The following is a 14387-nucleotide window of genomic DNA, read 5'->3' on the forward strand; positions in this document are numbered from 1 at the left end:
GCGTCGCGGCGTGCGGCACCGGGGGCAGGCGCTTTAAGCGGCGAGCGCGCGCTGCCACTGCTTCAGGCGGCGGCTGAGCGTCTTGCCCAGGCTGAAGGCCACGCTGCCGGAAAGCGCCTTGCGCGCCTGGAGAGCGGCCGCGCGGTCGGCCTTGCGGTCGCGGCTTGGCAGCGTGCCGCGCTCCATTGTGTCCAGCACTTGCTCCACCGGATGGAACAGCGCGTCCGCGAACAGGCGCCCCGCATGCGCGCGCGCGGCGGTCCCTTCGCGCCAGGACAGCTGGAAGCTGGCCTTGATCATGCCGATGAAAAAATGGCAGGCGCAGATGTCGATCTGCATGCGCAGCGCGGGGCTGGCCGACCGCTGCTCGAACAGGTGCTTGACGTGCCGCAGGGCCAGCACATAGTCCTCGCACCACGCCGGCGACACCGCATTCTTCAGGCTGGCCGGATGCTGGCGGTAATCCACCCCCGGCCGCGCCAGCCGGTACAGGCTGCGGCAGTCCGCCAGCAGTCCCGCCAGCGCGGCCACGTCCTCGTAGGAGCGGCCGGGCGGGAACACCGGCTGCGCCTGCTGTGCATAGATCGTCCGCCGGAACACGTGCGCCCACACATAGGTATGGCGGTCGGTGAAATAGGTGGACAGGATCGCTTCGCGCTCGCAGGTCAGGGCGTCGGGCGCATGGCCCATCGTGACCGGATAGCTCTTGCGTGGATTGTCGGGCCGCCACATGTTGAAGTCGAACACGATCACGTCCGGCGCGTGTGCGGCGATGACGGCGCCCACGTCGGCCAGCAGGCCCGGCAGCAGGATGTCGTCTGCGTCGAGGAACAGCAGGTAGTCGCCGGCCGCTTCCAGCAGGCCGCGATTGCGCGCCCCGGCAATGCCCTGGTTCGGCTGGCGCACCACACGCAGGCGCGCGCCCGGATACTGCGGCGCCAGCCCTTCGACCAGGGCGGCGGTGTCGTCGCGCGAGCCGTCGTCGATCACCACCAGCTCGTGCGCCGGGGTCATTTGCCGCAGGACCGGCGCCAGGCACGACTCGATGAAGGGCGCGGCGTTGTAGGCGGGGACGACGATCGACAGTTCAGGCGTGGCTGGCATATTCCTGGTCGTCCAGCTCCTGGTGGTCGCGCAGGCCGCGCTCCGCTTGCGTGGTCTTGTTGGCGGCGCGCTCGAGCACCACGCGGCGGTTGCTGGACTCCTGGTCGCGCTTGGCCTCGCGGTGCCACAGGTGGAACACCTCGGTGGCGAAGGCGCCGTCCTTGCGCATCACGCCGGCGTGGTACAGGCGCACGACCAGGTCGGCATCCTCGTGGCCCCAGCCGGTGAAACTCTCGTCGAAGCCGTTGATGCGCTCGAGGTCGTCGCGCCAGACGCCCATGTTGCAGCCCTTGATGCGGCGGAACGAGAAGCGCGCTTTTTCGCGCCCGATGTCGGGCAGGGTCCACAGTAACTGCGCCAGCTTGTTCGCCTCGCCCGACAGGCGCATGCGCAGCTTGTCGAACAGCCCCAGCGACTGCAGGTCGAGCTGGCCGGCCAGCGCGCGCTCGCTGGCGGACGGGTTGAGCAGGATGCGGCTGCCGGTGACCATGAAGCCGCGCCGCGCCAGCTTGCGGTGCTGGGCGACGAAATGGCGTTGCGGGACGCAGTCGCCGTCCACCAGCAGCACGTAGTCGCCGCTGGAGGCACGAATGCCGCGGTTGCGCGACATCGCCAGCCGGTAGCCGATGTCCGGCTGCCACACGTGCTTGATCGGCACCGGCGAGCGCGCCCGCAGGCGCTCGATGCATTCGCGGGTGGCCTCGCGCGAGCCGTCATCGGCGATGACGATCTCGAAATCCATGTCCGTTTGCGAGAAAAACCCTTCCACCGCGGCCTGCAGCGCCTCGGGCCAGTTGTAGGTGCTGATGACAACCGATAGTGTTGGACGTTTGGTCATGCTCTTGTTGTAGTTATTGTTGTGGTCTTGATTCCACTACTTCTTGTGCTTGCTATGTTACCGGACCTGCCCGGCTGTGTCCCAGGTGCTCGCGCAGCCCCTTTTCGGCCTGCGTGATCTTGCGCGAGGCGCGCTCGAGCACCACGCGGCGGTTGCTGGCGGCCTGGTCGCGCTGGGCCTCGGGGTGCCACAGGTGGAACACTTCGGTGGCAAAGGCGCCATCCTTGCGCTTGACCCCGGCATGGAACAGGCGCACCACCAGGTCGGCGTCTTCGTGGCCCCAGCCCTGGAAGCTTTCGTCAAAGCCGTTGACCCGTTCCAGGTCGGCACGCCAGACGCCCAGGTTGCACGACTTGATCCGCCGCCAGGTGAAGCGGCGCCGCACGCGCAGTACGTCGGGCCAGCGCACCAGCAGCTGCAGCACCTTGTTCAGGTGGCCGGCGAAACGGTAGCGCAGCTTGGCGCCCAGGCCCAGGGTCGGCAGCGAGATATGGTCGCGCAGCACTTGCGCGGTCAGCTCCTTGCTGAGCAGGATGCGGCTGCCGGACACCATGAAGCCCGGCTCCGCCAGTGCGCGGTGACGCGCGATGAAGTCGCGTTGCGGAATGCAGTCGCCATCGAGGAACACGATGTACTGGCCGGTGGCGGCCAGCGTGCCGCGATTGCGCACCATGGCCGCGCGGAAGCCCTCGTCGGGCTGCCAGACGTGCAGCAGCGGCACGGGCGAACGCGCGCGCAGCCGGTCGATGCACTCCCGCGTGTTGGCAGTCGAGCCGTCATCAGCGATAATGATTTCGAAGTTCTTGTCGTCCTGCGCGAAACAGCCCTCCAAGACGGCTTCGAGCGCATCCGGCCGGTCGTAGGTGGTAATAACGAGGGAGATAATCGGTGAGGGCTGCATGTTTCGCTGGGGTTGGATGGGGTTAAGGATATCCTACAAGAATATGAATGAACAATAATTTGACAAAAGCTTACAATGCGCGGGCTTGGTGGGTCGCCGCGCTTGCCTTCTCCCTTCCTTTCCTCAGTCTCATTACCCTGTCCGGCACCAGCGCAACCAGTTACCTGTTGCTGCTGACGGCCGTGTTGTCGTTCAAGGATTGCCGCGCCGCGCTCGCGCGCCACTGGCATGATACACGCCTGGTTGTAACGGCATTTCTGATTAATTTCGTATTTGTGTTGCTGTGCTTCGTGCTACGCCCCGAGGCCAGCGCGAACCACCTCGAAAAGCCGCTGCGCATGCTGCTGGCGGCATCGGCGCTGGCGCTGGTGCTGGCGCGCCGGCCGTCGCGCCAGGCCCTGTGGTGGGGCGCCGTCGGCGGGGCGCTGGCCTGCCTGCCGTTCGTGGCCTACCAGCGCTTCGACCTGGCGCAGGAGCGGCCGGGCGGCCTGATCAATGCGATCACCTTTGGCGACCTGGCGCTGCTGCTGGGGCTGTTGTCGCTTGTCGCGGCGATCGACATGCGCCAATCGCGCGCGCGCGCCGCGCTGGCGTCGCTGGGCGCGCTGGCCGGGCTGCTGGCGTCGCTGCTCACCGGCACCCGCGGCGGCCTGCTCGCGCTGGTGCCGGCGGCGGTGATTTTCTACGTGCTGTCGCGCCATGAACGCGGCGCAGGACAGCGCGTGCGCCTGGGCCTGCTGGCCGGGACCGTGTTGCTGGCGGGGGCGTATTTCGTGCCCGCGCTGGGACTGGAGGGGCGCATGGCCGAAGGGCTGGCCGACGTGCGCGCATGGGACGGCGGCGGAAACAAGGTGACCAACGTCGGTATCCGGCTCGAATTGTGGAAGGGCGCGATAATGCTGATTCGCGACCACCCGCTGTTCGGGATCGAACCGAACCTGATGAAGATGTACCTGGGCCGCTACGTGGCCGCGGGCGCGCTCGACCCGGTGGTGCTGACGATGCCGCACCTGCATAATGCGATCTTGCAGGCGCTGGCGACCGGCGGCATTCCGGGCCTGCTGGCATGGTTTGGCATGTTTGCCGCGCCGTTCGTGTACTTCGTGCGCGCGCTCGGTGCGCGCGGCGCCGCCAGCGCGGCGTTCGCGCCGGCGCTGGCGGGCCTGTTGGTGGTCACCAGCTACTTCTGCTTCGGCCTGACCGAAGTGATTTTCTGGTCCATGAAGGCCTGCCTGTTCTACGCGCTGACGGTGTTCTTGCTGGTGGGGTTCTGCCAGCTCGCAAAGGAAGAAATTGGAAAATAGTGTCATCATCAAGCGCCTGTGGGCGTACATCAAGCCCTATCGCATGCGCGGCCTCATGTCGATGCTCGCGATGGCGCTGACGGCGGCCACCCAGCCGCTCTTGGGCAAGGCGGTCGAACTGCTGATCGACCAGGGCTTCACGCAAAAGGTCCCGTTCAGCCTGTGGCTGATCCCGGCCGTGCTGATCTCGATCTTTGTGCTGCGCGGGATCGGCACCTTCGCCACCGCCTACCTGAACAACTGGGTCATCAGCCGCGTGCTCAACGACATGCGCGCGCACGTGTTCGAGCGCCTGCTGCGCCTGCCGGTGGCGCGCTTTCACGAAGAGTCCACTGGCCGCATCATCAATACCGTGGTGGGCGACGTGCGCCAGGTGGTGGACATGATCACCTCGGTATTCGTGGCCAGCATCCGCGATTCGCTGGTGGTGGTGGGCCTGATCGCGGGCCTGTTGTATTTGAACTGGAAGCTGACCCTGGTGGCGGTGGTGATCCTGCCGCTGACGGCCGCCATCGTGCGCACCACCACCGGCCGCCTGCGGCGCCTGAACCGCGACAACCAGCGCGTGACCGCCGAGATGACCCAGGTGGTGGAAGAGGCCGCGCGCGGCCACCAGGTGATCCGCGTGTTCGCCGGCGAAGCCTACGAGCGGCGCCGCTTCCACCAGCGCAGCGAGGCCCTGCGCGGCTTCTCGCAGCGCATGACCGTGGCCTTTGCCGCCACCGCGCCGGTGACCCAGATCGCCACCGCGGTCGCGCTGTCGGTGGTGATCGTGCTGGCGGTGCAGTCGCAGATGTCGGCCGGCGAGTTCACCAACTTCGTGACCATGATGCTCATGCTGCTCACGCCGATGAAGGCGCTGGCCGAGGTCAACGGCCCTATCCAGCGCGGCATCGCCGCCGCCGAAAGCGTGTTCGAGATGATCGACGCGCCGGTCGAGGAAGACACCGGCACGCGCGTGCTCGGCCGGGCCAGGGGCCACCTGCGGTTCGAGGACGTATCGTTCCGCTACCCCGGCGCGCACAACCTGGCGCTGTCCAACATCACGCTCGACGTCCCGGCCGGCAAGACGGTGGCGCTGGTGGGCATCTCGGGCGGCGGCAAGTCCACTTTCGTGAACCTGGCCACCCGCTTCTACGACCCGGATGCGGGCCGCATCGTGCTCGACGGTGTGCCGTATCCGGAGATCGCGCTGGCCAGCCTGCGCGAGCAGCTGGCCATGGTGAGCCAGAACGTGGTGCTGTTCGATGACACCCTGGCCGCCAACGTGGCCTACGGCGCGCGCGAGGTGGACGAGAAGCGCCTGATGGCCGCGATCCGCGCCGCCCACCTGGCCGACGTGGTGGACAAGCTGCCCGAAGGCGTGCACACGATGATCGGCGAGAACGGCATGCGCCTGTCCGGCGGCCAGCGCCAGCGCGTGGCGATCGCCCGCGCGATCTACAAGGACGCGCCGATCCTGATCCTGGACGAGGCCACATCGGCGCTGGACAACGAGTCCGAGCGCGCGGTGCAGGCAGCGCTCGATACGCTGATGGCCGGCCGCACCACGATCGTCATCGCGCACCGCCTCTCGACCATCGAGCGCGCCGACCGCATCGTGGTGCTCGAACACGGCCGGGTGGTGGAGCAGGGCACGCACGACGAGCTGCTGGCGGCCGGCGGCATGTACGCCAACCTGTACCGCCTGCAGTTCGCCGACACGGTGGCCGAGAAATGAGCGGCCGCACCCTCGTCATTTCGCCGAACTGGATCGGCGACGCAGTGATGGCGCAGCCGCTGCTGGCGCGCCTGAAGGCCCTGCATCCCGAGCGCCCGATCGACGTGCTGGCCCCGCCCGCGGTGGCCCCGGTGTGGCGCGCAGTGGCCGAGGTGGACACGGTGCTCGAGACGCCGTTCCGGCACCGCGCCCTGCAGCTGAAGGAACGCTGGAAGTACGCGCGCTTGCTGCGCGCGCGCGGCTACCTCGATGCCTATGTGCTGCCCAATACCATCAAGTACGCGCTGATTCCCTGGCTGGCCGGCATACCGCGCCGGGTCGGCTACAAGGGCGAGATGCGCTACGGCCTGCTGAACGTGATGCACCACGACGACGTGCCGGCGCGGCCCATGATGCCGTTCTACGCCGCGCTGGCGCAGCACCCGTCGCTGCCAGCGCCAAAGGACGTGGCGCGGCCGTCGATGCGGGTGGCGCCGGAACTGGTGCTCGCCGCTTGCGCGCGGCACGGCATCGACACCGGCAACAAGCTCGTGGTGTTCGCGCCGGGCGCCGAGTTCGGCCCGGCCAAGCGCTGGCCGCCGCGCTATTTCGGCGCGCTGGCGGAGAAAATCGTGCAGGCCGACCCGCAGGCCCAGGTCGCGCTGCTCGGCTCGCCCAAGGACCGGCCGACCTGCGACGAAGTGGTGGCGGGCGCGGGCGCGGCGGCGCCGAACATCCTGAACCTCGCGGGCGCGACCAAGCTGGACGAAGCGGCCGCGCTGATCGCGCAGTGCGATGCGGTGGTGACCAACGACTCCGGCCTGATGCACATTGCGTCCGGCCTGAACAAGCCGCTGGTGGCGCTGTACGGGCCAACCGATCCGCGCCACACGCCGCCGTCGTCCGAGTTCGCGCGCTGGATCTGGCTGCACATCGAGTGCGCGCCATGCCAGAAGCGGGAGTGCCCGCTGGGGCACCACAACTGCATGGAGAAGCTCGGCCCCGATCTGGCCTGGCAGGAGCTCAGGCCGATGCTGCCAACGAGGGCTGCCTGAAAGCGCGTTCGGACCCAGGGGGGGCACTCGTGCCCACGCGTTCAACTAGCGCCGCTGTCCCCACAGCCTTTCATTTAAGGTGGTAGCAAGGAAGGTCATGAGCTCATGGCGCTTTCGCGCCTCCGAGCGCTTCTTTGAGGGGATTGCCTCCAGGTCGGGCGCCTGCAGCGGCGCGCAGGCGATGCGGTAGTCGCCGTCGGCCATGCGCTCGGCGCCCATCTCTTCCCAGGCCTGGTTGTAGTCGGCCAGCACGCGCCCCTTGCGCATCGCGCAGCGCACCACGCGGTTCTCGTTCGACACCAGCATCAGCTGCGCGCAGCCGAACTGGTGGCCGAGCTGGCGCACCAGCGTCACCAGCAGCTGCCTGGGGCGCATGCCGTGCAGCTCGCGCGTGGCCAGGCGGATCGCGTCCTGGTTGCCGGCGCTCCTGCCGCCCTGCACGCAGCCGATGTTGACCGCATGGCTCTCGCCGCGCCAGGCAAAAGTGAACGCGGCCGAGTACACCAGCTCATCGCCCTGGCACAGCTGCAGCACCAGTTCTCCTTCGCGTTCCAGGTTGGTGCCGACGGCGCGCAGCACCAGCCGGTAGGCGGTCCCGCCCTTGCCCTCGAACGCCACCAGCGGCACGCCCGAGTGGCTGGCCTGCACCAGCAGCGGCCCAAGGCCATGTTCGAACATGAACTGGTAGTGCGAGGACAGCACCGCAAGGCGCGCGTCCATCGACAGGGTGGCGGTCAGGTAGGGACGGTAGATCTTGTACAGGAACCGCGGCCAGTTGCGCACGTACTCGGAAAAGGCCGGGTGCGAGTTGAGCAGCCCGAGCCAGCGGCGCGTGTGCTGATAGTGGGCCAGCGAACGGACCTTCAGCTTGAGCAGCTCGCGCCAATAGGGAACCGTCTTCAGCTCAGGCGACACGCCCGACCGGATCGTGATCGATGGCTGGGCGGTGGAGATCAGGCGTTCCGCCAGGCCGGCTTCCGCGGAATAGAGCTTCATCAAGCACGCTCTCGCAGCAAGGGAACACAGGGGGGCAGGACGGGGCGCAACAGCGGCATTTCGACGGCACTTGTAAAGTTAGGTGAGCGCTAAGTAACGCTTTGTAACTTAGTGTATCAGAACGATTCACGCTGTAAATATTTTTAATATGAAACTTGAATATCCGAGTTGGAATAGTTCTTCCATGCAATGATTTTGTGGCGCACATGCCACCATCGTGTTCCTCGCGTGTCCTGGCGTACGCCGGGACACGCGCCAGCGCTTACTGGTTCGCGTAGTTCGCCGATTCGATCGTGTTGGCGCGTTCGGCCACTTCCTGGACGAACCGGGCCAGCGCGTCGTCCAGCGGCGGCAGCAGCGCGGCCCGTTGGCTGGCCAAGGCGCTGTAGCGCGGACGCCGCGCCGGCTGGCCGAAGCTGTGCCACGGCCGCGCCGTGATGCCCGCCGGGTCCAGCCCTGCCGCCATGACCGCGCGGCGCGCCAGCTCGGCCCAGCTCACCGCATCGCCGTTGGACAGGTGCCAGATGCCGCGTTCGCGGTCCACCAGCAGGTCGAGCGTGGTGTTCACCAGGTCCGGCACGAAGGTCGGGCTGACGAACAGGTCGTCCGCTGCGGCGAATGGCTGCCCTGCGTCCAGTGCGTTGAGCGCCCGGGTCACGAAATTGTGCGCGTCCCACGGGCCGAAGAAGGCGCTGGAACGGATGACCAGGGCCTGCGGGTCGGCGTCCAGCACGCGGCGTTCGGCCTCGGCCTTGCTGCGGCCGTACACGTTCAGCGGCGCCACCAGGTCCGATTCGACATAAGGCGCGCCCTTCGCGCCGTCGAACACCAGGTCGCTGGAGAAGGTTACGAAGCGCAGCGCATGGCGCATGCACGCCAACGCGAGCACGGTCGGCCCGTGCGTGTTCTCGCGCATGCAGCGCGCCGCATCCTGCTCGGCCTCGTCCACGCGCACGTAGCCGCCGGCGTTGATGACGGCCCACGGCTTGAAGCGCGCGATCGCCGCCTCCACCGAGGCCGGGTCGGCCATGTCCATCTCCTGCCGCGTGAGCACGTGGCAGGCCAGGCTGCGCTGTTCGCAGATGCGCGCAAACGCCGAGCCCAGGGTGCCGGTGGCGCCGCTGATCAGGATCGGCTGCACCGCCTGCGACCTGGCCTGGCTGCGCAGCGCGATGTCGGCCACCGCGGTGCTGGTGGCGACCGGCTTGCACAAAAAGCGCCCCGGCCGGCGCCACCAGCCCTGGCCCTGCAGCACCGGATTGGACAGCGGCCGGTTGGTGGCCAGCTCGCGCATCATGGTGGCCACGGCGGTCGGGCGCGGCGCGGGGCCGCGCACGTCGAACGGGCCGGGCTCGTAGTAGCCCCTGCATTCGGTGACCAGGCAGTTCCAGTCGAACGAGCCCAGGAGCGCCCACACCGTCACCGCGCGCACGTCGACGCCGCAATCGCGCAGCTTTCTGGCCGCGTTCCAGATTTCGAGCAGCCAGCGCAGCTGGTCCTCGCGGTTGGCGTCGATGTGCGCCTCGGTCACCGCCAGCGGCAGGCCGTAGCGTTCCCATGCCTCCTGCATCAGCGGGCCGATGCCGGGCGTGGGCGTGGCCAGGGCGCGCGGGGTCTCGATGTCGGCGTGGTGGATGCCGCGGTAGGTGTGGCGGTGCTGCGGCGGATAGCGCTCGGGCCGGTGGTCGATCCAGCGCTCGCTGGTGACGTAGTAGTTCACGCCGATGATGTCCGGCGGGCAGGTGTTATCGCGGAACCAGAGCAGCTCGGTCTCGCCGGCGCCCGACTCGCGCAGGTAGTTCCACAGCGCGTGGCCGGGCTCCACCTTCCCGCACAACAGGTCCCAGGCCAGCCAGCGGCGCTCGTTGTAGAACTCGGCCAGCGCAGCCATTTCGGGCGTGCCGTAGGTCTTGGACAGGTCGTCGGTCTGCACCAGCTTGGCGTTGGGGTTGACTGCGCGGATCGCGCGCATCGACAGCACCACGGCGCGGCACTGGTTCAGCAGTGCGCGCACGAACGTCTGTTCGCTCGAACCGTGCGGGTACCACACGCCGTTCAGGCCCGAAAAGCGCGCCGTGGTCAGCGGTTCGTTGACCGGGGTGTAGTATTCGACCCAGGGATAGCGGCGCGCCACCGCGCCGGCGTACTCGGCCAGCTGCTCGGCAAAGCGCGGATCGATGAGGCTGGTGTGGCGCGGGCCGCTGCCGTGGTGGACCAGGCCCACGATCGGCGCGACGCCCAGGTCGCGCAGGGCCGGCAGGCGCTCGTCCGGCCAGCTCCAGTCGGCCTTGTCGATGCCGTCGGGCGCGGTGCGTTCCCACAGCACGGGGTAGCGGATGGCCTGGATGCCGAGGGAAGCGAAGCGTTCGATGTCCTGCAGGCGGTCGGCGTGGCCGTTGCGTTCCATTTGGCTGAAATAATTGTCGCGCACTCGGTTGACCGTGCACTCGAGTCCGCCCCACAGCGCCAGTTGCGGTGCGGTTGACGGGTGACTATTGGTGCTCAGGTTCATAGGGTTCCCTGCGTTGTTGTAACGAGGGTATAGCCTAGACGGCAGGCGCGGACGGGCTGTGTGGGTTGGCGCACACAACGAGGAAGTTTCGGACAAGTCCTACGTGTTCTCGTTCTTTCAATTAATTCGCTGTGACGCGTGTTCGATGTGCGGCTTGGACTTGCGGTCGCAATCGTGGAACAATCGGCGCAACGGGAGAGTAATGCGATGTACATGGTGTACTGGACGATCGTGAACGGCGAAGAGCATGTGCCGCACGAACGCATCTTCGACACGGCCGACATGGTCGCGGCCATGCGCTTCATGGAAGACCTGCGCCGCCGTCAGCGCGCAGGCGAGGGCGTGCGCTTCATCACCATGTGCTCCGAGCACCCGGACGTGGTGGGCCATCCGGGCGTGGACGTCACCGGACCGGAGTACAACTGGAAGAAGCGGCGCCGCTAGGGAATCTATTGCCGCAGCCGTACGACTAATCTGTTCACGTTGGGCCGCTGCAATAATCTGTCGCAAGACAGTGGTTGTACCCTTCGCTATCCGCCAGCGCGTTCATCTGCCGGATATCTCTGTCTTGAGCCACCTTTCCAGAAGAAAGTACAATGACGCGGCTGGCGCTGGCGATGGTTTCGGCGCGGTGCGCGATTATCACCCTGGTGATATTGAGCGCCTGCACCGCTTGGTTGACTTGCTGCTCATTCACGATATCTAGGTGACTCGTCGCTTCATCTAGGAACAAGATGCGGGGGCGTTTGTAGAGCGCGCGGGCCAGGAGAATCCGTTGTTTCTGGCCCCCTGACAGTACTGTGCCCATATCTCCTACCAATGTGTTGTATCCCATCGGCATTAATGCGATATCTGCCGCGATGGATGCCCGCTGTGCACATTCAATGATCCAGGCCAGGTCTCGATTCGGATCAAAAAAGCTAATATTGTCGCTAATAGAACCGGCAAAAAGAACGTCGTCTTGTACTACCGTACCAACTAATTTTCTGAACTGCTCTACTCCTATTTGCTTCAGGGGGATCCCGCCGATCAAGATCTCACCTCCCGTGGGGGAAATCAAACCCAGCATTATATTGATAAGTGTAGTTTTGCCACAACCTGATGGTCCGACAATCGCGAGAGATTCGCCTGCCTCAACTGAAAAGCTGACGTCGTCTAGCACAAACGATTCGTGGTCAGCATAGCGATAGTAAATGCTCTGAACAGTAATGCTTGGATCGATCCTGCCGACGTCCACGTGAGGATGTTCCGCCTCGATCGCTTCCGGTTCTGTGAATACGATATCCGCCAGCCGTTCGCCTTGAACTTGCAACATCTTTACTTCAAAATACTTGTCGACTAGTGCGCTAACTCGGTTATCGAACTGGCTTTTGTAGGCGTTGAACGCCATCAGTACGCCTACCGTGAAACTGCCGTCCAGGACGAGTCGCGCACCCAGCCAAACAATCAATATATTCTCGACTCCGAATATTAGACCGTTGAAAATTTTGTAGACCACTTGAAGCTTTTGAGTTCGCAGTTCAGCATTTATTTGATCAACCACAAGTGCGAGCCAACTGGCGTGACGTTCGTCCTGCCGTTGGAAGAGTTTAATGGCTTTCACGCCTCGCACAGTCTCCAAGAAATGGCTTTGTTGTCGGGCAGCGTGAACAATTTGCTCCTCTGTAGCATGACGCAAGGGGCGATACCACGCCCATCGGAATGCTAGGTATAAGAAAATTGTGATTGTCGCCACGCTTCCCAGCGGTACGCTATAGAGGAACATCATAATAAGTGTCACAACGGTCATAAGGCCGTCGAGAATTCCTTCGAGAAACGAAGTGGTCAGTGTGCGCTGAATCAGATCAATTGAGCTGAACCGCGATACGACGTCGCCCAAATGTCTCTTTTCGAAATATTGCACAGGAAGTCGAACAAGGTGTGAAAAGACATTGGAGCGCCATTGAAAGTTCAAGGTGGTACCTAGGTAAATAAGCACCCAAGCTCGAATTGAACAGACCACCTGCTGCATTAACATCAGTAATCCAAAACCTATGGCTAGGGTGGTCAGAAGATCGCGGTCGCCAGACACGATTACGTTGTCGATAACCCATTGCAAGAAGAATGGCGAAAGAAGTGTGAATACTTCTAGTGCGAGTGCAAGAACCAAGACCTGAGTGCACGACGCCCAGAGCCCTTGGACGTGTCCCAGTAGTTGTCTGAGTTTGAGTCGCTGCCGTTGATCCTCTGGCCTGAACTGGCCGTCAGGCCATGCCTCAAGCGCTACGCCAGTGAAGGATTCAGATAACTCGTGCCAAGAAATTTGCCGGAGGCCCTCAGCGGGATCGTGAATCGTTATCTGCCTTTGGCCGACAGATTTCAGGACAACAAAATGACTAAAATTCCAGTGTAAGACGCACGGAAGTCTCAACTCGCGCAAATGCTCCAGGTCGAGTTTCAATGGTCGCGCGTGTAAGTTAAGATGCTTCGCGATGTCTATTAGGCCACCCAGCGTCGTGCCTTTTAGCGATACGGAAAAACGGTTTCGCAGACTCCTTAAGTCTGCACGATAGCCGTGAAATCCGGAAATCATCGCTAAACAGGCGAGGCCGCACTCAGTCGCTTCCGTTTGGAGTATCAGGGGTAACTGGCGGCCAATCCCGAAGTGAAGCTTGTTGAAACGAACCATTGAACTCCTCCGATGGTAGCCCGCCACCGCTGCCGAGACCCAATCTTAAGCTCTCAGAATTTGCCGCTTAGACTGTATAGTGGATCGAGAACCCACTCGTAGAGCTTACGTTTCTCTTGGAAAACGTCAGCGTCGACGAGCATGCCAGCCTGCAGAGGTTGAGGCTTTCCGTAGGCCATAATTGTTTGACGCGCGAGCGCGACGGTGATTAGGTAGACCGGTCCCTCCTTACCATCGCTCCCTGCGAAGCCTGTTACATCTCGTGATGCTAAGGTCGTTTTCGATACCGAGACTATAGAGCCAACTGCGTGCCCAAATTTCTGGTAGGGGTAGGAGTGGAAGCGGAGAAGTACCTTGTCTTGAGGTCGCACGAATCCAATTGCACTGCTTGGGGCGTAAAGTTGAGCTACAAACTTCGCTCCCTTGGGAACTATGCTTGCCAGGGGGCGCCCGCTATCAACGGTCTGTCCTACCTCACCCAAGACTGCAGTGGCAACACCATCCTCTGGTGCAAGTATCACAACGGTTCGTTTTCCTTCACTCTCGGTCAGCTCTTGGTCAGTGCTAACGAGTACTCTTTCCAGTTGCGCTATGTCGTTTTGTTGACGCAGCGGTAAACTGTCCAGCGCGCTTTGTTGCTCTTCAAGATCCTGCTGGGCGGTCAGCTTATCTCGTTCAAGTGCAGCAAGCCGATTTCGCTGGTCCAATAGGTCGGCCTGTTTTTGTTGCGCCAGGTCAGCGGAGACGAAACCTTGACTAAGCAGTCTGGACGTACGTTCTGTACCAGCTTCAGCCAACGCCACGCGGATCAACTGGTCTGCGATCTGATGGGAAATTTTTGTTTCCTGTACCTGTGACCAAGCGATCTTTTTACGCAACGCGCTCTTCTCCCTTTCGTGAAGCATGAGCGTATGGGTTATTTCATCGCGCAATAATTGTTTGCGAAATAAAAGCTGTTGGCTAACCGTAGCGTGCACTTTCTCGAGCAAACCTGACTGATGCTCGGTCGATACTATGTAGAGTGTCTCTCCCTTCTTAATCAGCTGACCTTCCTTGATTAGCTTTTTCTCAACGATCCCTGGCTGCGGTGAGTAGACTGTGATCACACCTCTATCGGGCGCTAGCTGGCCCGCAACACTCGTGCGTTTCGTGTAGTCAGTAAGGGCAAGAAACCCAATGACGGCCAAAGCCATGGCGATAGCGGTCGAGGTTAAGACAGAAAGGGACAAGGGCTGCACGAGGATCACCTCGCCCAGCCATTTGGTTTGGCATTTTTCTATTGCCGCCTTGCGAAAAAGTGTGCTCGACAT

The 14387-nt window shown here is 63.6% G+C and carries 11 protein-coding genes; 4 read left to right on the forward strand and 7 right to left on the reverse strand.

Going from position 1 to position 14387, the window contains the following annotated elements; translation table 11 throughout:
• Positions 1-33: 33 nt before the first annotated feature.
• Genes NX773_RS01140 through NX773_RS01150 form a run of 3 tightly spaced genes read right to left on the reverse strand, consistent with a single transcriptional unit; the run spans position 34 to position 2843 of the window.
• Positions 34-1104 (reverse strand): glycosyltransferase family 2 protein, encoded by a 1071-nt coding sequence (locus NX773_RS01140; protein WP_258854569.1) that lies wholly within the window; start codon positions 1102-1104, stop codon positions 34-36.
• Entirely contained in the window at positions 1088-1942 is an 855-nt protein-coding gene (locus NX773_RS01145) for a glycosyltransferase family 2 protein (RefSeq protein WP_258854571.1), read from the reverse strand. Before NX773_RS01145 ends, NX773_RS01140 begins: the two co-directional genes overlap by 17 nt.
• 52 nt (positions 1943-1994) lie before the next feature.
• Positions 1995-2843: a glycosyltransferase family 2 protein gene (locus NX773_RS01150; RefSeq protein ID WP_258854572.1), complete on the reverse strand. Its 849-nt coding sequence runs from the start codon at positions 2841-2843 to the stop codon at positions 1995-1997.
• A gap of 59 nt (positions 2844-2902) precedes the next feature.
• Between NX773_RS01150 and NX773_RS01155 the strand changes: the two genes are divergently transcribed.
• The 3 genes from NX773_RS01155 to waaF are packed head-to-tail and all read left to right on the forward strand — an operon-like array spanning position 2903 to position 6901.
• Positions 2903-4147, forward strand: a complete 1245-nt coding sequence (locus NX773_RS01155; protein WP_258854573.1) for an O-antigen ligase family protein — start codon at positions 2903-2905, stop codon at positions 4145-4147.
• A 55-nt stretch (positions 4148-4202) separates the two neighbouring features.
• Complete coding sequence (gene msbA / locus NX773_RS01160; RefSeq protein WP_370662227.1) at positions 4203-5867, forward strand: lipid A export permease/ATP-binding protein MsbA; 1665 nt, start codon at positions 4203-4205, stop codon at positions 5865-5867.
• Positions 5864-6901 (forward strand): lipopolysaccharide heptosyltransferase II, encoded by a 1038-nt coding sequence (gene waaF, locus NX773_RS01165; protein ID WP_258854575.1) that lies wholly within the window; start codon positions 5864-5866, stop codon positions 6899-6901. The genes msbA and waaF overlap by 4 nt, the downstream gene beginning before the upstream one ends.
• 45 nt (positions 6902-6946) lie before the next feature.
• On the opposite strand, the gene NX773_RS01170 is transcribed toward waaF, so the two are convergent.
• Both NX773_RS01170 and NX773_RS01175 read right to left on the reverse strand, forming a co-directional pair.
• A complete protein-coding gene (locus tag NX773_RS01170) occupies positions 6947-7897 on the reverse strand; it encodes a DUF535 family protein (protein ID WP_258854576.1) in 951 nt (316 codons plus the stop codon).
• A gap of 262 nt (positions 7898-8159) precedes the next feature.
• Entirely contained in the window at positions 8160-10409 is a 2250-nt protein-coding gene (locus NX773_RS01175; RefSeq protein ID WP_258854577.1) for a family 1 glycosylhydrolase, read from the reverse strand.
• 207 nt (positions 10410-10616) lie between these two features.
• Between NX773_RS01175 and NX773_RS01180 the strand changes: the two genes are divergently transcribed.
• Complete coding sequence (locus tag NX773_RS01180; protein WP_258854578.1) at positions 10617-10853, forward strand: hypothetical protein; 237 nt, start codon at positions 10617-10619, stop codon at positions 10851-10853.
• Between the two features lie 34 nt (positions 10854-10887).
• Here NX773_RS01180 and NX773_RS01185 read toward each other — a convergent pair whose 3' ends face one another.
• Both NX773_RS01185 and NX773_RS01190 read right to left on the reverse strand, forming a co-directional pair.
• Positions 10888-13077 (reverse strand): peptidase domain-containing ABC transporter, encoded by a 2190-nt coding sequence (locus NX773_RS01185; RefSeq protein WP_258854579.1) that lies wholly within the window; start codon positions 13075-13077, stop codon positions 10888-10890.
• Positions 13078-13130: 53 nt separating this feature from the next.
• On the reverse strand, positions 13131-14387 hold the full coding sequence (locus NX773_RS01190; RefSeq protein WP_258854580.1) for an HlyD family secretion protein: 1257 nt from the start codon (positions 14385-14387) through the stop codon (positions 13131-13133).

The organism is Massilia solisilvae (genome assembly GCF_024753215.1).
Classification (GTDB): Bacteria; Pseudomonadota; Gammaproteobacteria; order Burkholderiales; family Burkholderiaceae_D; genus Telluria; species Telluria solisilvae.

Excerpts from the sequence above, each read along its gene's own strand:
- NX773_RS01140 (WP_258854569.1), bottom strand. The coding sequence starts at position 1,104 with ATGCCAGCCACGCCTGAACTGTCGATCGTCGTCCCCGCCTACAACGCC.
- NX773_RS01145 (WP_258854571.1), bottom strand. The coding sequence starts at position 1,942 with ATGACCAAACGTCCAACACTATCGGTTGTCATCAGCACCTACAACTGG.
- NX773_RS01150 (WP_258854572.1), bottom strand. The coding sequence starts at position 2,843 with ATGCAGCCCTCACCGATTATCTCCCTCGTTATTACCACCTACGACCGG.
- msbA (WP_370662227.1), top strand. The coding sequence starts at position 4,203 with ATGTCGATGCTCGCGATGGCGCTGACGGCGGCCACCCAGCCGCTCTTG.
- waaF (WP_258854575.1), top strand. The coding sequence starts at position 5,864 with ATGAGCGGCCGCACCCTCGTCATTTCGCCGAACTGGATCGGCGACGCA.
- NX773_RS01170 (WP_258854576.1), bottom strand. The coding sequence starts at position 7,897 with ATGAAGCTCTATTCCGCGGAAGCCGGCCTGGCGGAACGCCTGATCTCC.
- NX773_RS01175 (WP_258854577.1), bottom strand. The coding sequence starts at position 10,409 with ATGAACCTGAGCACCAATAGTCACCCGTCAACCGCACCGCAACTGGCG.
- NX773_RS01180 (WP_258854578.1), top strand. The coding sequence starts at position 10,617 with ATGTACATGGTGTACTGGACGATCGTGAACGGCGAAGAGCATGTGCCG.
- NX773_RS01185 (WP_258854579.1), bottom strand. The coding sequence starts at position 13,077 with ATGGTTCGTTTCAACAAGCTTCACTTCGGGATTGGCCGCCAGTTACCC.
- NX773_RS01190 (WP_258854580.1), bottom strand. The coding sequence starts at position 14,387 with ATGTCGAGCACACTTTTTCGCAAGGCGGCAATAGAAAAATGCCAAACC.